This is a genomic window from Glycocaulis sp. (assembly GCF_052168375.1).
Lineage (GTDB): Bacteria > Pseudomonadota > Alphaproteobacteria > Caulobacterales > Maricaulaceae > Glycocaulis.
Map to the genome: position 1 here is coordinate 1 of NZ_JBQLZR010000004.1, position 14,817 is coordinate 14,817.

Annotated in this window: 15 protein-coding genes; 8 read left to right on the forward strand and 7 right to left on the reverse strand. The window is 60.3% G+C overall.

All coding sequences use genetic code 11. The annotated features are described in order from the left end of the window. Both ACTS2Z_RS00035 and ACTS2Z_RS00040 read left to right on the forward strand, forming a co-directional pair. The coding region (locus ACTS2Z_RS00035; protein WP_442571187.1) for a carbonic anhydrase at positions 1 to 605 on the forward strand (605 nt) is incomplete at its 5' end. Positions 606 to 636: 31 nt separating this feature from the next. Beyond that, positions 637 to 1,653: a fumarylacetoacetate hydrolase family protein gene (locus ACTS2Z_RS00040; protein ID WP_442571188.1), complete on the forward strand. Its 1,017-nt coding sequence runs from the start codon at positions 637 to 639 to the stop codon at positions 1,651 to 1,653. Between the two features lie 12 nt (positions 1,654 to 1,665). On the opposite strand, the gene hspQ is transcribed toward ACTS2Z_RS00040, so the two are convergent. After that, entirely contained in the window at positions 1,666 to 1,998 is a 333-nt protein-coding gene (hspQ, locus tag ACTS2Z_RS00045; protein WP_442571189.1) for a heat shock protein HspQ, read from the reverse strand. Between the two features lie 229 nt (positions 1,999 to 2,227). Between hspQ and ACTS2Z_RS00050 the strand changes: the two genes are divergently transcribed. Together ACTS2Z_RS00050 and ACTS2Z_RS00055 are read left to right on the forward strand one after the other, a co-directional pair. After that, positions 2,228 to 3,358 (forward strand): Ppx/GppA phosphatase family protein, encoded by a 1,131-nt coding sequence (locus ACTS2Z_RS00050; protein ID WP_442571190.1) that lies wholly within the window; start codon positions 2,228 to 2,230, stop codon positions 3,356 to 3,358. Continuing rightward, a complete protein-coding gene (locus tag ACTS2Z_RS00055) occupies positions 3,355 to 4,086 on the forward strand; it encodes an RlmE family RNA methyltransferase (RefSeq protein ID WP_442571191.1) in 732 nt (243 codons plus the stop codon). Before ACTS2Z_RS00050 ends, ACTS2Z_RS00055 begins: the two co-directional genes overlap by 4 nt. Here the strand turns inward: ACTS2Z_RS00055 and ACTS2Z_RS00060 are convergent. The 3 genes from ACTS2Z_RS00060 to ACTS2Z_RS00070 form a co-directional block, all read right to left on the reverse strand. Next, positions 4,076 to 4,417, reverse strand: a complete 342-nt coding sequence (locus tag ACTS2Z_RS00060; protein WP_442571192.1) for a type II toxin-antitoxin system PemK/MazF family toxin — start codon at positions 4,415 to 4,417, stop codon at positions 4,076 to 4,078. The genes ACTS2Z_RS00055 and ACTS2Z_RS00060 overlap by 11 nt on opposite strands. A gap of 11 nt (positions 4,418 to 4,428) precedes the next feature. Further along, positions 4,429 to 4,674, reverse strand: a complete 246-nt coding sequence (locus ACTS2Z_RS00065; protein ID WP_442571193.1) for an AbrB/MazE/SpoVT family DNA-binding domain-containing protein — start codon at positions 4,672 to 4,674, stop codon at positions 4,429 to 4,431. Between the two features lie 65 nt (positions 4,675 to 4,739). Next, positions 4,740 to 5,684 (reverse strand): hypothetical protein, encoded by a 945-nt coding sequence (locus ACTS2Z_RS00070; RefSeq protein WP_442571194.1) that lies wholly within the window; start codon positions 5,682 to 5,684, stop codon positions 4,740 to 4,742. Between the two features lie 189 nt (positions 5,685 to 5,873). Here ACTS2Z_RS00070 and ACTS2Z_RS00075 point away from each other — a divergent pair, with 189 nt between their 5' ends. Further along, positions 5,874 to 8,180, forward strand: a complete 2,307-nt coding sequence (locus ACTS2Z_RS00075; protein WP_442571195.1) for an ATP-dependent helicase — start codon at positions 5,874 to 5,876, stop codon at positions 8,178 to 8,180. 42 nt (positions 8,181 to 8,222) lie between these two features. After that, the gene (locus tag ACTS2Z_RS00080; RefSeq protein WP_442571196.1) at positions 8,223 to 8,867 is read left to right on the forward strand and encodes a TetR/AcrR family transcriptional regulator; all 645 of its coding nucleotides are present in this window, start codon (positions 8,223 to 8,225) and stop codon (positions 8,865 to 8,867) included. A 9-nt stretch (positions 8,868 to 8,876) separates the two neighbouring features. Here the strand turns inward: ACTS2Z_RS00080 and ACTS2Z_RS00085 are convergent, their stop codons facing one another. After that, a complete protein-coding gene (locus tag ACTS2Z_RS00085) occupies positions 8,877 to 9,752 on the reverse strand; it encodes a 50S ribosomal protein L11 methyltransferase (RefSeq protein WP_442571197.1) in 876 nt (291 codons plus the stop codon). Between the two features lie 158 nt (positions 9,753 to 9,910). Here ACTS2Z_RS00085 and ACTS2Z_RS00090 point away from each other — a divergent pair, with 158 nt between their 5' ends. Next, complete coding sequence (locus ACTS2Z_RS00090) at positions 9,911 to 11,752, forward strand: aminopeptidase P family protein (protein WP_442571198.1); 1,842 nt, start codon at positions 9,911 to 9,913, stop codon at positions 11,750 to 11,752. Continuing rightward, positions 11,749 to 12,279, forward strand: a complete 531-nt coding sequence (locus ACTS2Z_RS00095; protein ID WP_442571199.1) for a hypothetical protein — start codon at positions 11,749 to 11,751, stop codon at positions 12,277 to 12,279. Before ACTS2Z_RS00090 ends, ACTS2Z_RS00095 begins: the two co-directional genes overlap by 4 nt. Before the next feature lies 1 nt (position 12,280). Here the strand turns inward: ACTS2Z_RS00095 and ACTS2Z_RS00100 are convergent, their stop codons facing one another. Together ACTS2Z_RS00100 and ACTS2Z_RS00105 are read right to left on the reverse strand one after the other, a co-directional pair. Beyond that, complete coding sequence (locus ACTS2Z_RS00100; protein WP_442571200.1) at positions 12,281 to 14,719, reverse strand: SIR2 family protein; 2,439 nt, start codon at positions 14,717 to 14,719, stop codon at positions 12,281 to 12,283. A 6-nt stretch (positions 14,720 to 14,725) separates the two neighbouring features. Beyond that, positions 14,726 to 14,817 (reverse strand): UvrB/UvrC motif-containing protein (locus tag ACTS2Z_RS00105; protein ID WP_442571201.1); only part of this gene is annotated, 92 nt, incomplete at its 5' end.

Below are 14,817 nucleotides of genomic sequence, written 5' to 3' on the forward strand. Positions count from 1 at the left end.
TCCGTGCCGAACGCTTTGAGACCAAGCAGCGCATCTGGCAGAAACTTGCTCAGGGACAGGCGCCGCACGCGCTTGTGATCGGCTGCGCGGACAGCCGGGTCGACCCGGCCGCCATTTTCGATGCCGGTCCGGGCGAGCTTTTCATTGTCCGCAATGTTGCCAACCTGGTGCCGCCCTATGAGCCCGATGGCGCGCATCACGGCGTATCGGCGGCGCTGGAGTTTGCCGTGAAGGCACTGGGCGTCGACCATATCGTGGTACTGGGTCACAAGAGCTGTGGCGGTGTCCATGCAGCTGCAACGGGCAGCGCGGAAGGCACGCAGTTCATCGAGCGCTGGCTGGATCCGCTCAAGCCGGTGCTCGACGAAGCCCGGCGCGAAATGGGCGAGCAAGCCAGCCATGGTGAGCTTAGCGACTGCATGGAGCTGCGCTCGATCAAGCGCTCTCTGGAGCGGCTGATGTCCTTTCCTTTCATCATGCAGGCGGTGAAAGACGGCCGTCTTGGCCTTCATGGCGCCCGCTTCGGCATTGCCGATGGCGAGCTGGAATGGCTTGATGAAGACGGACAATTCATGACGGTTTCCCCCAGCTATCTACCCGCCTGACCCAGCGCTTTCGCGAGAAGGAGAACTTCCGATGAAACTAGCCAGCCTCAAGAATGGCAGCCGCGATGGCCGTCTGGTGGTCGTCTCGAAGGACCTGGCCTGGTGCAGCGATGCGAGCCACATCGCGCCGACCCTTCAGGCCGCGCTCGACAACTGGGAGGTGACCGCGCCGAAGCTCGAAACCCTGTCCCAGGAGTTGCACCGCGAGACCATTCCGCGTGAACGCTTCCATGAGCATGACGCGCTGTCGCCGCTACCGCGCGCCTTCCAGTGGGCGGATGGCTCGGCCTACGTGAACCATGTGGAGCTGGTGCGCAAAGCGCGCGGCGCCGAGATGCCCGACAGTTTCTGGACCGATCCGCTGATGTATCAGGGCGGCTCGGACGCTTTCCTGGGGCCGCGTGACACCATCCCGCTCGGTGATGATAGCTGGGGCCTCGATTTCGAGGGCGAGGTGGCGGTCATTACCGGCGATGCGCCGATGGGTTGCACGCCCGATGAGGCGGCAAAAGCAATCCGCCTCGTCATGATCTGCAATGACGTATCCTTGCGCGGGCTCATTCCAGGCGAGCTTGCCAAGGGTTTCGGCTTCTTCCAGTCCAAGCCGCCGACCGCCTTCTCGCCAGTTGCGGTGACGCCGGACGAGCTCGGCGAGGCATGGGACGGCGCGCGCCTGCACCTGCCTTTGCGTTCCCAGTATAACGGGAAGCTCTTTGGCGAGCCGAACGCGGGCGTTGACATGACGTTCGGCTTCCCGGAGCTTATCGCGCATCTTGCCAAGACCCGCCCGGTCACTGCGGGCACCATCGTGGGGTCAGGCACGGTCTCGAACAAGCAGGATGGCGGCCCGGGCAAACCCGTCAGCGAAGGCGGCAAGGGCTATTCCTGCATCGCTGAAATCCGCATGATCGAGACGATTAATGACGGCAAGCCGGCAACTGCCTTCATGAAGCCCGGCGATACGATCCGCATCGATATGCGTGACAAGGCTGGCAAGTCGATCTTCGGTGCTATCGAGCAGGAAGTGGTGCGTTACTCCAGGGAATAGGCGGCGGTCCGTCTAGTTCGCGCGCGACGCAATCTCGGGCTTCACACGGTAGCGTTCGCCATCAAAGGTCTCGAAGACTTGGGAGGCTTCCGGGTGGCCGACAGGGCCATTATGGGCGTCGGCCAGCAGGTTCTGCTCGGAGACATAGGCCGTGTAGTAATTGGCCTCGTTCTCGGCGAGCACATGGTAGAAGGGCTGGTCCTTGTGCGGACGGATCGCCTCGGGAATGGAAAGCCACCATTCCTCCGTATTGGCAAATTGCGGATCGACATCGAACACCACGCCCCGGAACGGGAAGAGGCGGTGGCGGACAACGTCCCCGATGGCAAATCGCGCACTGCGCACGGCGGTTTTCCTCTATGACGTAAGGACTTGCCGGTAATTTAGTCCGGCTGCGGCCCGATGCGAGCCCGGCGCTGCATGAGCACGCGCAGGACAGGCACCTGTCATCGTCTCACAATCATGTTATCATTCTCTTCAACACATGAACCGTTCCGGTTCCGTCAGACAAAGCGCAGCGCGCCGAAAGGTTGCGCGCCTTGGCTGAGGGGCCGGGCTTCAGGAATTGAATACGATGGACACGCAGGACTCCGGCGGGCGGCCGGAGACGGATTCGCGCAAAAGCGGCAAGCCCCGCTCCCGGCATGACGTCATCTTCGGCGCGATAGACCTCGGCACGAATAATTGCCGCATGCTGATGGCCCGGCGCGCGTCGCGGGGCTTTCGCGTGGTGGAGAGCTTTTCGCGGATCGTGCGTCTCGGCGAAGGGCTGGGCGCCAGCGGTGTGCTGTCCGACGAGGCGATGGACCGCGCGGTCGAGGCACTTGGCATCTGTGCGCAGAAGCTGCAACGGCGCAATGTCACCCGTATGCGCGCCGTGGCAACGCAGGCCTGCCGCATGGCGTCGAACGGGCGCGAGTTTCTTGACCGGGTCGAGCGCGAGACCGGACTTGTCCTCGACATGATCTCACCGGAGGAAGAGGCGCGCCTGGCCGTCCAGGGCAGTCTTGACCTTCTCGATGACAGCTTTGAAGCCGCGGTCGTGGTCGATATTGGTGGCGGCTCAACAGAGCTGTGCTGGCTCGATCTGGCCGAATGGCGCGCGCGAGGCGGCTATCCCGATGCCGGCCGTCCCGGCATTCGCGGCTGGACCACCATTCCTCTCGGCGTGGTGACGTTGTCCGAGCGTTGCCCGGAGCCGGCCAACGCGAGCACGGCCGAGCGTGCCGCCTGGTATGAAGCCATGAAGGCCGAGGTACGCAAGGAAACCCATATCCCCAAGGGCGCCCGGCGCCTGCGCGCACTGTTTGAAGCGGGCAAGGCGCACATGGTCGGCACGTCCGGCACGGTCACCTCCATCGCCGGCGTGCATCTTGATCTTGTCCGCTATGACCGCAACCGGGTCGACGGGCTTTGGATGACGCATGACGAGGCCCGCAAGGCCTGTGACCGACTTTCGACCAAGGATGCTGCCGGGCGCGCCGGAGAAGGGTGCATCGGCACCGAACGCGCCGATCTGGTGGTTGCGGGCTGCGCCATTCTGGAGACGGTGATGGATGGCTGGCCGGTACCGCGCCTGCGCGTCGGTGACCGGGGCCTTCGCGAAGGCCTTCTTCTCAACCTCATCTATCCGCGCCGCAAGCGCGGCCGGCGGGGACGGAAGGCCCGGTCCCGTCAAGCTGCCAGTTCAGGAGATGCCGCATGAGTTCGGGCAAGGATGATGATCCGCCGGAAGAACGCCGCCGGCGTCGCTCCGGACCGGTCACGGCAGGCGGCAGCAAGCGCGCTGACAAGCAGTTTCACGAGCGGGTAAAGACGGCCAAGAAGCGCAAGGTGTCCTCCCAGCGCTGGTTGGAGCGGCAGCTGAACGACCCTTATGTGCTGCGGGCGAAGGCGGAAGGCTATCGCTCGCGGGCCGCCTACAAGCTGATCGAGCTGGACGAGAAATTCTCGCTCCTGCGTCCCGGCATGCGCATCGCCGATCTTGGCGCGGCGCCGGGCGGATGGGTGCAGGTCGCGCTGAAACGCGGGGCGAGCCATGTCGTGGGCATTGACCTTCTGGAGATGGACCACATCGCAGGCGCTGTCCTGATGACGATGGACTTTACCGACCCGGAGGCGCCCGATGCGGTGAAGGCTGCGCTGGGCGGACCGGCAGACCTCGTCATGTCCGACCTTGCGCCGTGGACGACCGGCCACAAGAGCACGGACCATCTGCGTATCGTGGCGCTGGTGGAGGCGGCTGCGGATTTCGCGCTCGAGACGCTGAAGCCCGGCGGTGCGTTCATCGCCAAGGCGTTCCAGGGCGGTACCGAAAGCGAAGTGCTCGCGCGCCTTAAACCGCGCTTTGACAAGGTGAAGCACGCCAAGCCCGCCGCCAGCCGCGCTGACAGCTCAGAGACCTATCTCATCGCGCTTGGCTTCAGGGGGTAGGTTGCAAGCCGATCAGCACGGCTATCAATGCCTGGAGTCTATCCAGACATGATGCACTGACCGTGCCAACGGGCTGTGCAAAGCGGGCTGCCGGTTCAATACCGCGAATCTGGTCTGCCAGCACATAGCCCTCGATACCGTTCAGCTCGCCCTCCAGCCTGATCTTGAACGGCCAGGGCTTGTCATTGCTGGTGACAGGGCAGATCAGAACAAGGCTGGAATTGGCGTTATAGTCCTTTACTGAAACCACTACGGCGGGCCGCCTGCCGGCCTGCTCGTGGCCAGCGCTGTCCGTCAGTTCGATGCAGACAAGATCTCCGGGCTGAAACACGCAAGACGAGGCTACCAAATCTCTGCGCCTCGCGCGGGTCCCCAGTCAATCTCTGCAGGCGGATCACATTGCTCCATCTGAGCAAACAGCGCCTTCGGGTCGAGCTTGGCTGGCCGTTTGAGGGGGGTGATGACGAGCTTACCGTTCACAAGCTCCATCTCGACCTCGTCGCCTGCCTGAAGCTTGAGGTTCTCGGAAATTTCCCGTGGCAACCGGACCGCTTGGGACTGCCCCCATTTGCCGATCAAGGCTTTCATGACGCACCTTCTAAAATGATATCTTCAAGATATCATTTTAGAAGGTGAAAAGCGACAAGAAGGTTTCACGTCCGCCAGCGCAGCGTGGCCGGTTTGACCGGATTCACGAAGGCGCGCCCTTGTGCACGAGCATCCGTAATTTCCTTCTTGATACGCTGGTACCAGATGAACAGCTGGTCGGCGTCGCGGATCAGCATGCCCTTTGCGCCAAAGGCGAGGCCCTGCTGGCGCAGCGCCATGATGCGCACATCCTGTTGCAGGAAGGGGCGGGTGAAGAGGCGCGCGATGGGCTTGATGACGGTCAGGACGGGCGTGTCCCAGTAGAAGACCTGGCGGATGATGGTGCGGTTGGCATCGACCGGCGTCAGGACGGTCACGCCCAGCACGGTGTGCTTCTCGTTCCAGATGCGCTCGATGCGCAGGCCTGGCAGGCGGAAGGCGATCGAGACCCGGATCGACCCACCAATAATGTTGTAGAGCTTGGAGTTGACCGGCGCGTGCGGGACCATGGTGAAGCCGAGCTCGCTCGGTTCGTAGTCCTTCGCCTTGTCTTTCAGCGTCTTGGAGCTGCGCCAGATGGGGCTTGCGTGCACGTAAGGCCCGTGTGCCGGATCAAGAAGGCCATAGGCCGCATCATCGATGTGGCAGGGGAGGTGGGCTTCCTCGACAAACTGGACGCGCGCGCCGCCGGGGCCGTTGAAAGCAGGCGGCGGGACGTCTGGCGCATGCCCATGGGCTTCTGGCACATAGACCCAGATCAGGCCCTCTTGCTCAGTCGCTTGCAGGCTTTCGCCCGTCTTGGCGGTTGCAGTGACAGTGCTGGCCTCACGTTTCAGCTCAAGCTCGATACCGCACAGGGTGAGCGACTTTGTGCGCCCGGTTTTCAGTTCGCGTGCGGGCAGGGCCACATACCAGAAGTCGCGCAGGATGGCGTCATTGGCGCCAGCACCCGGACGCCCTCCGTCCTCGGATGCAAAGGCGGGGGCAGGTGAAGCGCTGGCAGCTGGCATTGATCGGTTCCTGCAATGGACTGTCCGGGCCGGATGGCGCAAAAACTATCAGCTTGCTCCACGCGGAGCCAGAGCCGCCCTGCGCCGTGTCAGGCAAGGTCGGACGCTGATCCACCCCCTGCCGAACCGGGCAAGGCGTGCTAGTTTTGTTCGCCTCGCTCGAATCGACCCAGCCGCATCAAGGCCGCCATGAATTCTGTGCCCCTGTCCCAGCAAGCCTCTGCCCGTCCGCCTGCCCACGGCCCGGATGGTGTGCCGGGCTATCTCAAAGGACTGAACGCAGAACAGCGCGCGGCGGTCGAGGCAACCGAAGGCCCCGTTCTGGTGCTGGCCGGTGCCGGTACCGGCAAGACACGTGTGCTCACCACCCGCCTTGCCCACATTCTGGCGACGGGGCGCGCCCGGCCCCATGAAATCCTATCGGTCACCTTCACCAACAAGGCGGCGCGCGAGATGAAGGCGCGCGTCGGGTCGATCATCGGTGAGGCGGTGGAAGGCCTGCCCTGGCTTGGCACCTTCCACTCCATTGCCGCCCAGATACTGCGCCGTCATGCCGAGCTGGTGGGGCTGAAATCCTCTTTCACCATTCTCGATACCGATGACCAGCTGCGCCTGATCAGGCAGATCCTGCAAGCCGAAGGCATTGACGAGAAACGCTGGACGCCGCGTCATCTGGCGAGCCTGATCGATGGCTGGAAGAACCGGGGCATCCGGCCGGAAAAGCTGGGCGAGGAGGATCGCTGGACCTTTGCAGACGGCAAGGCCGATGCACTGTACCGCCTCTATCAGGAGCGCCTGAAGGTGCTCAATGCCTGTGATTTCGGTGATCTGCTCCTGCACAATCTGACGATCTTCACCGAGAACGCTGACGTGCTGGAGCTTTATCACCGGCGCTTCCGCTACCTCCTGGTCGACGAGTACCAGGACACGAATGTCTGCCAATATCTGTGGCTGCGCCTTCTGGCGCGCGGTTCGGGCAATCTGTGCTGCGTGGGCGATGACGACCAGTCCATCTATGGCTGGCGCGGCGCAGAAGTGGACAACATATTGCGCTTCGAGACCGATTTTCCGGGCGCTACCGTGATCCGTCTGGAGCGCAATTACCGCTCGACCGGACACATCCTAGGGGCCGCATCGGGTCTGATCCGCTCCAACCGGGCCAGGCTGGGCAAGACCCTGTGGACCGAGGACGATCCCGGCGAAAAGGTGCAGGTACGCGGGCTGTGGGACGGCGAGGCCGAAGCGCGCTTTGCCGCCGACGAGATCGAGGCCTATGTCCGGTCCGGCCGCCAGCACAATGATATCGCCATTCTGGTGCGGGCGTCCTGGCAGATGCGCGCTTTTGAAGACCGTTTCATCATGCTGGGCCTGCCCTACAAGGTGATTGGCGGTCCGCGCTTCTTCGAGCGTGCCGAAGTGCGTGATGCCCATGCCTATATGCGTCTTGTGCGCTCGGCCGATGACGATCTGGCCTTCGAGCGGATCGTGAATGTGCCCAAGCGCGGGATTGGCGAGACGAGCGTTCAGAAGATCGCCGCTGCCGCCCGCTCTGCCGGTGTCTCGATGAGCGAGATGGCGGGCCTCATGGTCCAGACCGACGAGATACGCGGCAAGGCGCGTACCGCCCTGCAGGTCTTTCTGCGCGATGTCGAGCGCTGGCGGTCGCAGGCTGACACGATGCGCCATGACGAGCTGGCCGAGATCATTCTCGATGAGAGCGGCTACACGGCGATGTGGCGCGAGGACAAGAGCCCGCAGGCCGCCGGACGCCTCGACAATCTGAAGGAACTGGTTCGTTCCATGGGCGGCTTTGATACGCTGGAAGCCTATCTGGAACACGTCTCGCTGGTGGCCGATCTCGATTCTGCGAGCGATGGCGACGAGGTGTCCCTGATGACGCTGCACGCCGCCAAGGGGCTGGAGTTTCCGCTGGTCTTCCTGCCGGGCTGGGAAGAGACGGTGTTCCCGTCGCAACGCTCGCTTGATGAAGGCGGCACGGCCAGCCTCGAGGAAGAGCGCCGGCTAGCCTATGTCGGCATTACCCGGGCGCGCGAACGGGCGATCATCTCCTTTACCGCCAACCGCATGATCTTCGGGCGCTGGCAGTCCGTCCTGCCTTCGCGCTTCATCGACGAATTGCCCCAGGAGCACGCCGAGGCGAAGTCGGAGACCGGCTATTACGATGCCGGGCCGGGTTTTCAGGGCGTGGCCGAACCGGCTGATCCTTTCCGCTCGGCCTATGACAGCCCCGGCTGGAAGCGCTTCAAGGCCGCGCAGGAAAGCGGCGCGCGGCGCGATCCGGGCGTGATCGAGGGCAAGGCAAAGCTGATCGACAGCAGCGATGCCGGCTCAGGCGGCTTTGGCCGCGGGGACAGGGTGTTCCATCAGAAATTCGGCTATGGCCGGATTGTGGTTGCCGATGGCGCCAAGCTCACCGTAGCCTTCGACAAGGCGGGCGAGAAGAAGGTGGTGGCGAGCTTCGTGACGCGCGCGTGACGAGGCTCGACCTTGCTGGCCAAAGCCAGTAATTCTTTGCTCATGAGCATGAAAACCGATACCCGCCCGGCGCGGATGAACGAGCGCGATGTCCAGCGCGAGGCGACGCAGAGCCGCATTCTGGACGCGGCCATTCCGCTGTTTGCCCAGCGCGGGTTTGCTGGCGCGTCGGTCAGTGATGTGGCGCGGGCCTGTGGTTCGCCCGTTCCGCTGATCATGTATCATTTCAAGTCCAAGCAGGGCCTGTGGGAGGCGGCGGTTGAGCGCCTCTACGGCCGGGTGAACGCGCACCTGGCCCGCGAGCTTGAACAGACGGCGGGTCTTTCCGGGCTTGCCTTCTACAAGGCAGCAATCCGGGCCCATATCTCCACGCTCGCAGCCCATCCCGAGCACATGCGCCTGCTGCTGCAGGAGGGGGCGGAGCATACGGCCCGCCTCGAATGGCTGATTGCCAATCACCAGAAGCCGATGAATGACCGCATCATTGCGCTGATCGGGTCTGCACAGGGCGAAGGCCTGATTGCATCCGGCGACCCTGAACACCTCATGTTTGTGCTGTCGGGTGCCTTCTCCCTGCCACTGGTTCTCGCCCCGGAATATCAGATACTTACGGGCAAGAATCCGGCCGATTCCCGGCAGATTGAGGCGCATATCGACGCTTGCCTGGAACTGATCCTGAAGGCGTGATGGCAGTCGCTAGCGCGCCTTCAGTGTCAGGATGGCCCAGCCCTCGATGATGTCGGTGTGCTCGGTGAAAAGGCCCGCTTCCGTATAGGCCGCTTCGACCGCGGCGATCTGCTCTTCCAGCAAGCCGGACAGGATGGCCCGTCCGCGCGGGGCGAGACGCTGTGCCAGTGCCCGGGCGAGTTCCTGCAGCGGGCCGGCGAGAATGTTGGCGAAGACGAGATCGAATATAGCACCCTCAAAGGCGGGGTGGGTAAATCCGTCGGCGGTTATTGCCTCTATGCGGCTGGAGACGCCATTCTTGGCGGTATTGATATCGGTTTCGGCGACCGCTTCGGGGTCGATATCCGACGCAAGAATGCGCGCATCGGGCCAGAGCAGGGCGGCGGCGATGGCGAGTGCGCCCGTGCCGCAACCCAGATCGAGAACGGTCTTAACTTCTTGATTTTGTGAGGCAAAAATCCTGTCGCAGGCGATGAGGCAGCCGCGGGTCGTGCCGTGATGGCCGGTGCCGAAGGCAGGGCCAGCCTCGATCTCTATCCCGATTTCGCCAGGAGCCAGCTCACCCCTGGCGTGCTCGCCATAGATGACGAAGCGCCCGGCCTTCACCGCTGGCAGGCCGGCCAGCGAGAGGCGTACCCAATCCTCCTCCGGCAGGGGCGCGAACTGGACATCAATGTCTGCGCCCGTCAGACCGATCTCGCCCAAAAACCTATCTACTTCAATCTGTTGCGCGAAAAGCACGTCGAGCCGCCAGACCGTTTCGCTGCCATCCTCGAAAAAGGACCAGGACAGGGCAGGCCCGTCTTCCCACGCATTCAGCACGGCGTCAGCGGCCTTCATGGGCGCGGCAGGACCGATGGCGAGCAGGCGCCAGAGTGTCGACATGGGGTGTTTTTCCTTCGCGCTGACGGGGCGGGTTATCCCGCCTTATTAGGGGGAAAAGGGCGCGCTTGCGAGAGCGGGGCTGCGCCATGTCCCGCCGGATAGGGCGCACACAGCACGCCCCGATTGATCGGCGGCGGGCAGAGGATTAGCGTGCCCCCATGACCCAGATAATCCCCCCTTCGACCATCCAGACCTTCACCCCCAAGGGCGGCCCGGCCAATGGCCGCAAGGCCCTGCCTTTGCTCAGAAAGGCGCTGGAGCGCCTCGGCCTTGATGGCTTTCTCGTGCCCCATGAGGACGAGTACAACAACGAATATGTCCCCGCGAGCGCGGATCGCCTCGCATGGGTAACCGGCTTCACGGGCAGTGCCGGCGCGGCCATCGTGATGCGGGACAGGGCGGCTGTTTTCACCGACGGGCGCTATACCCTGCAGGTGCGGGCGCAGGTTGATGGAGAGCTTTTCAGCTTTGAAGGCTTTCCAGAGCCCGGCCTTGCCGGCTGGATCGCCGCAAATGGCCGTAAAGGCGAGGTGATCGGCTATGATGCCCGCCTGCACAGCCCGGACGCGATTGCGCGGATAGAGGCGGCGGCAGCCAGGGCCGGTGTCCACATGCGGATAGTGGATCCCAATCCGGTGGATACAATCTGGGCGGATCGCCCGCCCGCGCCGAGAGCGAAAATCAATCCCCACCCTGTCACCCTCGCCGGGCGCAGCGTTGAGGAGAAGCTGGACCAGATTGCCAAGATAATACAGGAGGCTGGCGCGGATGCCGCCGTGCTGACCGATCCGGTATCGGTCGCCTGGATCCTCAATCTGCGTGGGCATGATGTCGCGTGCGCGCCGATAGGTCTGGGACGCGCGATCATACGTTCGGACGGGTCGATTCACGGGTTTTTCGACCCCGAAAAGCAGGTTTCTGACGTCTATCCTGTTGGCGGCAACAAAATATCCATCGAACCGGAGGATTCGTTTGATAGCGCGCTGACCGGCTTCGCCGGAAAAACCGTGATGGTCGACCCGGCGATTGCCAGCGCCCATGTCTTCAACCAGCTCGAAAAGGGCGGCGCGACCGTGAAGCGCGCGCCGGACCCGGTGGCCCTGCCGCGCGCGATCAAGAACGCGGTCGAGATCGAGGGCTCGCGCCGCGCGCACATTCGCGATGGCGCGGCCATGGTGCGCTTCCTCCACTGGCTCGACACCGAGGCGCAGTCGGGCAATGAAGACGAGATCAGCGCGGCGGTGAAGCTGGAGACGATCCGCCGGGCGCTGCCCGATTTTCGCGATATTAGCTTTGAAACCATTTCCGGCGCCGGGCCGAACGGCGCCCTGCCGCACTACCGCGTCAGTACTGAAACCGTGCGCAAGATCTCGCCCGGCACGCTCTATCTGGTGGACTCCGGCGGGCAATACCCGGACGGCACGACCGACATCACCCGCACCGTGCCGATTGGCGAGCCGGACGCCGAGATGCGCCGCGCCTTCACGCTCGTGCTGAAGGGCCATATCGCGCTTGCCCGCATCCGCTTCCCCGAAGGCACGACGGGCAGCCAGCTTGATGCCCTCGCGCGCCAGCCTCTGTGGATGGCGGGGATGGATTATGACCATGGCACCGGCCACGGGGTGGGGAGTTACCTGTCCGTGCATGAAGGGCCGGGGCGCATCGCCAAGGCGCCGAACACGATTGCGCTGAAACCCGGCATGATCTTTTCCAACGAGCCGGGCTTCTACAAGACCGGCCATTGGGGCATCCGCATAGAGACGCTGCAGGTCGTCACCCCGCCGGAAGACCTGCCGGGCGGTGAGCGGCCGATGATGGGGTTTGAAACCCTCACGCTTGCCCCGATCCATACCGGCCTTCTGGATATGAGCCTGATGAGCGCGGAGGACCGCGACTGGCTGAACATCTACCATGCCGCCGTGCTGGAAAAGGTGGGGCCGCTGGTGGCCGATGAGCGGCAAGTGCATGCCTGGCTCACATCCGCCTGCAAGCCGGTATGAGGGGCCTCGCTCGGCTCCTCCTGCTCGCGCCCGCTCTATTGCTGAGCGGGTGCTTTACCAGTCAGGAGGAGCTGATCGGCTCGCGCCATGCGATGCGCGCCATGCCGCCCGGCGAATACACCCATACGCCGTTTGATACCGAGGGCAATGAATGGGGCGGGGTGACCTGGGCTGGCCGTATCGACTATGGCTTCTTCACCCGGCGCTACACCTCGGACGCGCCGAACTTCCCCCATCAGGATGCACGGCTGAGACGGCTCTCCGGCGACACCTATATCGGCCAGTGGCCGCGCGAGGACGGGATCGGCTATGGCGTGGTCTTCGTCTATGACGGCATGACCACCTATCACCAGCCCGATTGCCATGTCCTGACCGACGAGGCATTGGCCGAGGCCGGCATCACCCGCGACCCGGAAGGCTTCTGCACAATCGAAACACTTGACCAGCTCGAACAGGTCATACGCACCTATCTCGACATCCTGGACGGCGACGTGCGCATTGACGGGATTTATCGAAGGGTGGGGTGATTTAGTCCTCTAAATCCACAATCTCAATCTCATCCGCCACAACACTTCCAACCCTCTGTTGGTAGTGATGGACAAGTTGGCCTATATCCGGATCACCTAAGCTCCGTTCAGCCGCTTGAAGCACTTCTATTCCCTCACGAAAAAGTGCTAAATCTTTGGTTAATTTGTACTTTGCAATCCCGACGTCGCATAGCAAGCGCAAAGCAAACTTATTGCTTTCAAATTTCCTTGCACCACGACGGGCATTTTGTTCCGCACGCCCGATCCAGTACAATTTATCTTCCAGCATGATGCCGGGAGTTTTTGTTGCACGATTTATATCTAAATAAACTTTGTATCTTAAAACTGGGCTATCTTCGTTGAACTCCGACTCGAAAAGCCGAATTTCAGTTTCCGCCTGTGGAAGTTGATTGTTGTTCAGCAAGTTTTTTATCAAAGCGTGCCGAGGGACGCGCTCTGCAGGCATCTTTGAGATCATCCGACGCAGAAGATCATTTTGCTTGCTTATACTGGGTATCCTGGGAATGCCATTGTGATCGTGGCACAAGTTCCGAATGCTGTATCGCTCAATTTGATACACAGGGTTTAGGCTGTCTATCACCTTTTCCAGAAGGGCTTGGAACTCTTCATTATCATTATATTTATATTTCGATATGAGTGCGGAGATCACAGGGTGCCTGCCGCGCCAAGCGAAAATGCCCTGTCCAGAATCAACATCATACTCGCTAATAACATCGGCAAGTCGTAAAATAATTCCTTGAACGGAGGCCGCCTCCAAACCGCAACTGCGTACTATTAACTGTCTATGAACTTTAATCCCTGCAGTCTCTAGTGCAGCGACAATTCGATACACCTCTTGAAGATCTTCATCCAGGTCAGCAAACTCCCGGAGAATTATTACATCAAGGTCGTCGGATGCAATGATATTCTTTAGACAGACAAACATATCAGCGCGAGCCCGATCTTTAAGCCTCTTCCTTCGTTGAACAGGATCGAAGCCCTGAAAAGCACTCATCGCCAGACGAGAAATTGCGGTGTTGTGGTCAATCAAATGCAACAGGCTGTCGATTTCGGTATCAGATAAGTTCGCAATGCGAAAAACCTGTCCAAATTTGAAAAAAGCGGGAGACTTAACTCTATGATTCCAGTTCCCTTGATTTGATACGGCGACTATTTTAAAATAACTCATTTTGGCCAAGTCGAGGCTATCTACCAATCTATTTACTTCAAATAAATGAACGTGAACATCATCTAAAAACAAAACCGTTTTAATTTTTTGACGCTCGCAATCTAGAGCGGTATCAAGCCATGGTTTAAAGTAAAATGGCATATCGGGATCATGCCAGAAGACCTGCCAATTATCTTTGGCTAGCCCAACCGCCAGCTGAGCCGACAATGTCGTCTTCCCGACGCCGCTGGCCCCAATTATCGTCGCGATTTGAGCGCGCTCTGGGCTGCGATTAGTGTTCAGGGTGTTCATAATTCTGTCGAATGCATCTCGCCGGAACGTATAGCCTTGTTCGACATCAGCGAACGTTGCTGGCGCGCCATGAAACATGCGGTTCACATCGTGCGACAGCTCAAGATTTAACGCATTCACATGAATAGTGCTTGGTACGATGTCCTTATGTAGTAGTGAATTTGAATTAAAACTTGACTTAATCTCGCAACCAGATTTTGCTAGCTCGGCAAAAAAGTCATCCAATCCGCCAAAAGCGACCTGCAAGCCATCATCTTCGTATAGCGTGGCAAGGTCATCGTCACGATTAAAAATAAGCAGATATGACTTTCTTGGTGATTTGTATTTTTCTTTATACTCCTGTGATTTCAATATAAGTTCTTTTATATGTGGGTCGGCGAGAGAGTGTCCGATTATCAATAAGTCATTTGCATCGAGTTGAGCATCTAACAGTCGATATATTTGCTCTTGGTAGTCTCTATAGTTTTTATAATCGTTTGTCGTAATAATTATGCGGTGGTTTGAGTATCCATCAACCTCATCCTTGTTGATGCACCCATGTATCTTGTAGATGGTGGCTACAGGGGGTTTATCAAGTTGCTTTGAATAGTCGAACGACGAACAAATTGCTTGGGCAGAGAGGCCTCTTTCTTCATATGCGGATTCTAGAAGCGTATCATAATTGGTAGAATATATTCCGGCCCATTTATATAGCGGAATGTTAAGCATTCCTCTAGCAGGCTTTATTTTAGAGAATTTTTCTCTCAAAACTTTTATTAGATGTGGTCGACCAAGTTTGGTTTCTACTAGTCGGGTAATTTCTGAGAGGTTCAGGCTGGATGCATCTTTAGATAGTTCGGCGTGCATAACAGCTGATAGGTCCTTAACGCTGGGCGCCCCGGAGGGTATTGATGCGCCTGCGCCAAGAAATAGAATGGTAGATTCCGGCGAAATTCGCTTCGCCAGTTCAGATAGCAACATAATCCCCTACTCCCCCAGCGCCTTGATCTCGTCCCTTAGCCGTGCCGCTTCCTCGAATTCGAGATTGGCGGCGGCCTCGCGCATGCGTTTTTCAAGGT

What these genes read in the sequence shown, in the direction of transcription:
- ACTS2Z_RS00040 (WP_442571188.1), top strand. Translation starts at nt 637, where the DNA reads ATGAAACTAGCCAGCCTCAAGAATGGCAGCCGCGATGGCCGTCTGGTG.
- ACTS2Z_RS00050 (WP_442571190.1), top strand. Translation starts at nt 2,228, where the DNA reads ATGGACACGCAGGACTCCGGCGGGCGGCCGGAGACGGATTCGCGCAAA.
- ACTS2Z_RS00055 (WP_442571191.1), top strand. Translation starts at nt 3,355, where the DNA reads ATGAGTTCGGGCAAGGATGATGATCCGCCGGAAGAACGCCGCCGGCGT.
- ACTS2Z_RS00065 (WP_442571193.1), bottom strand. Translation starts at nt 4,674, where the DNA reads ATGAAAGCCTTGATCGGCAAATGGGGGCAGTCCCAAGCGGTCCGGTTG.
- ACTS2Z_RS00070 (WP_442571194.1), bottom strand. Translation starts at nt 5,684, where the DNA reads ATGCCAGCTGCCAGCGCTTCACCTGCCCCCGCCTTTGCATCCGAGGAC.
- ACTS2Z_RS00075 (WP_442571195.1), top strand. Translation starts at nt 5,874, where the DNA reads ATGAATTCTGTGCCCCTGTCCCAGCAAGCCTCTGCCCGTCCGCCTGCC.
- ACTS2Z_RS00080 (WP_442571196.1), top strand. Translation starts at nt 8,223, where the DNA reads ATGAGCATGAAAACCGATACCCGCCCGGCGCGGATGAACGAGCGCGAT.
- ACTS2Z_RS00085 (WP_442571197.1), bottom strand. Translation starts at nt 9,752, where the DNA reads ATGTCGACACTCTGGCGCCTGCTCGCCATCGGTCCTGCCGCGCCCATG.
- ACTS2Z_RS00090 (WP_442571198.1), top strand. Translation starts at nt 9,911, where the DNA reads ATGACCCAGATAATCCCCCCTTCGACCATCCAGACCTTCACCCCCAAG.
- ACTS2Z_RS00095 (WP_442571199.1), top strand. Translation starts at nt 11,749, where the DNA reads ATGAGGGGCCTCGCTCGGCTCCTCCTGCTCGCGCCCGCTCTATTGCTG.
- ACTS2Z_RS00100 (WP_442571200.1), bottom strand. Translation starts at nt 14,719, where the DNA reads ATGTTGCTATCTGAACTGGCGAAGCGAATTTCGCCGGAATCTACCATT.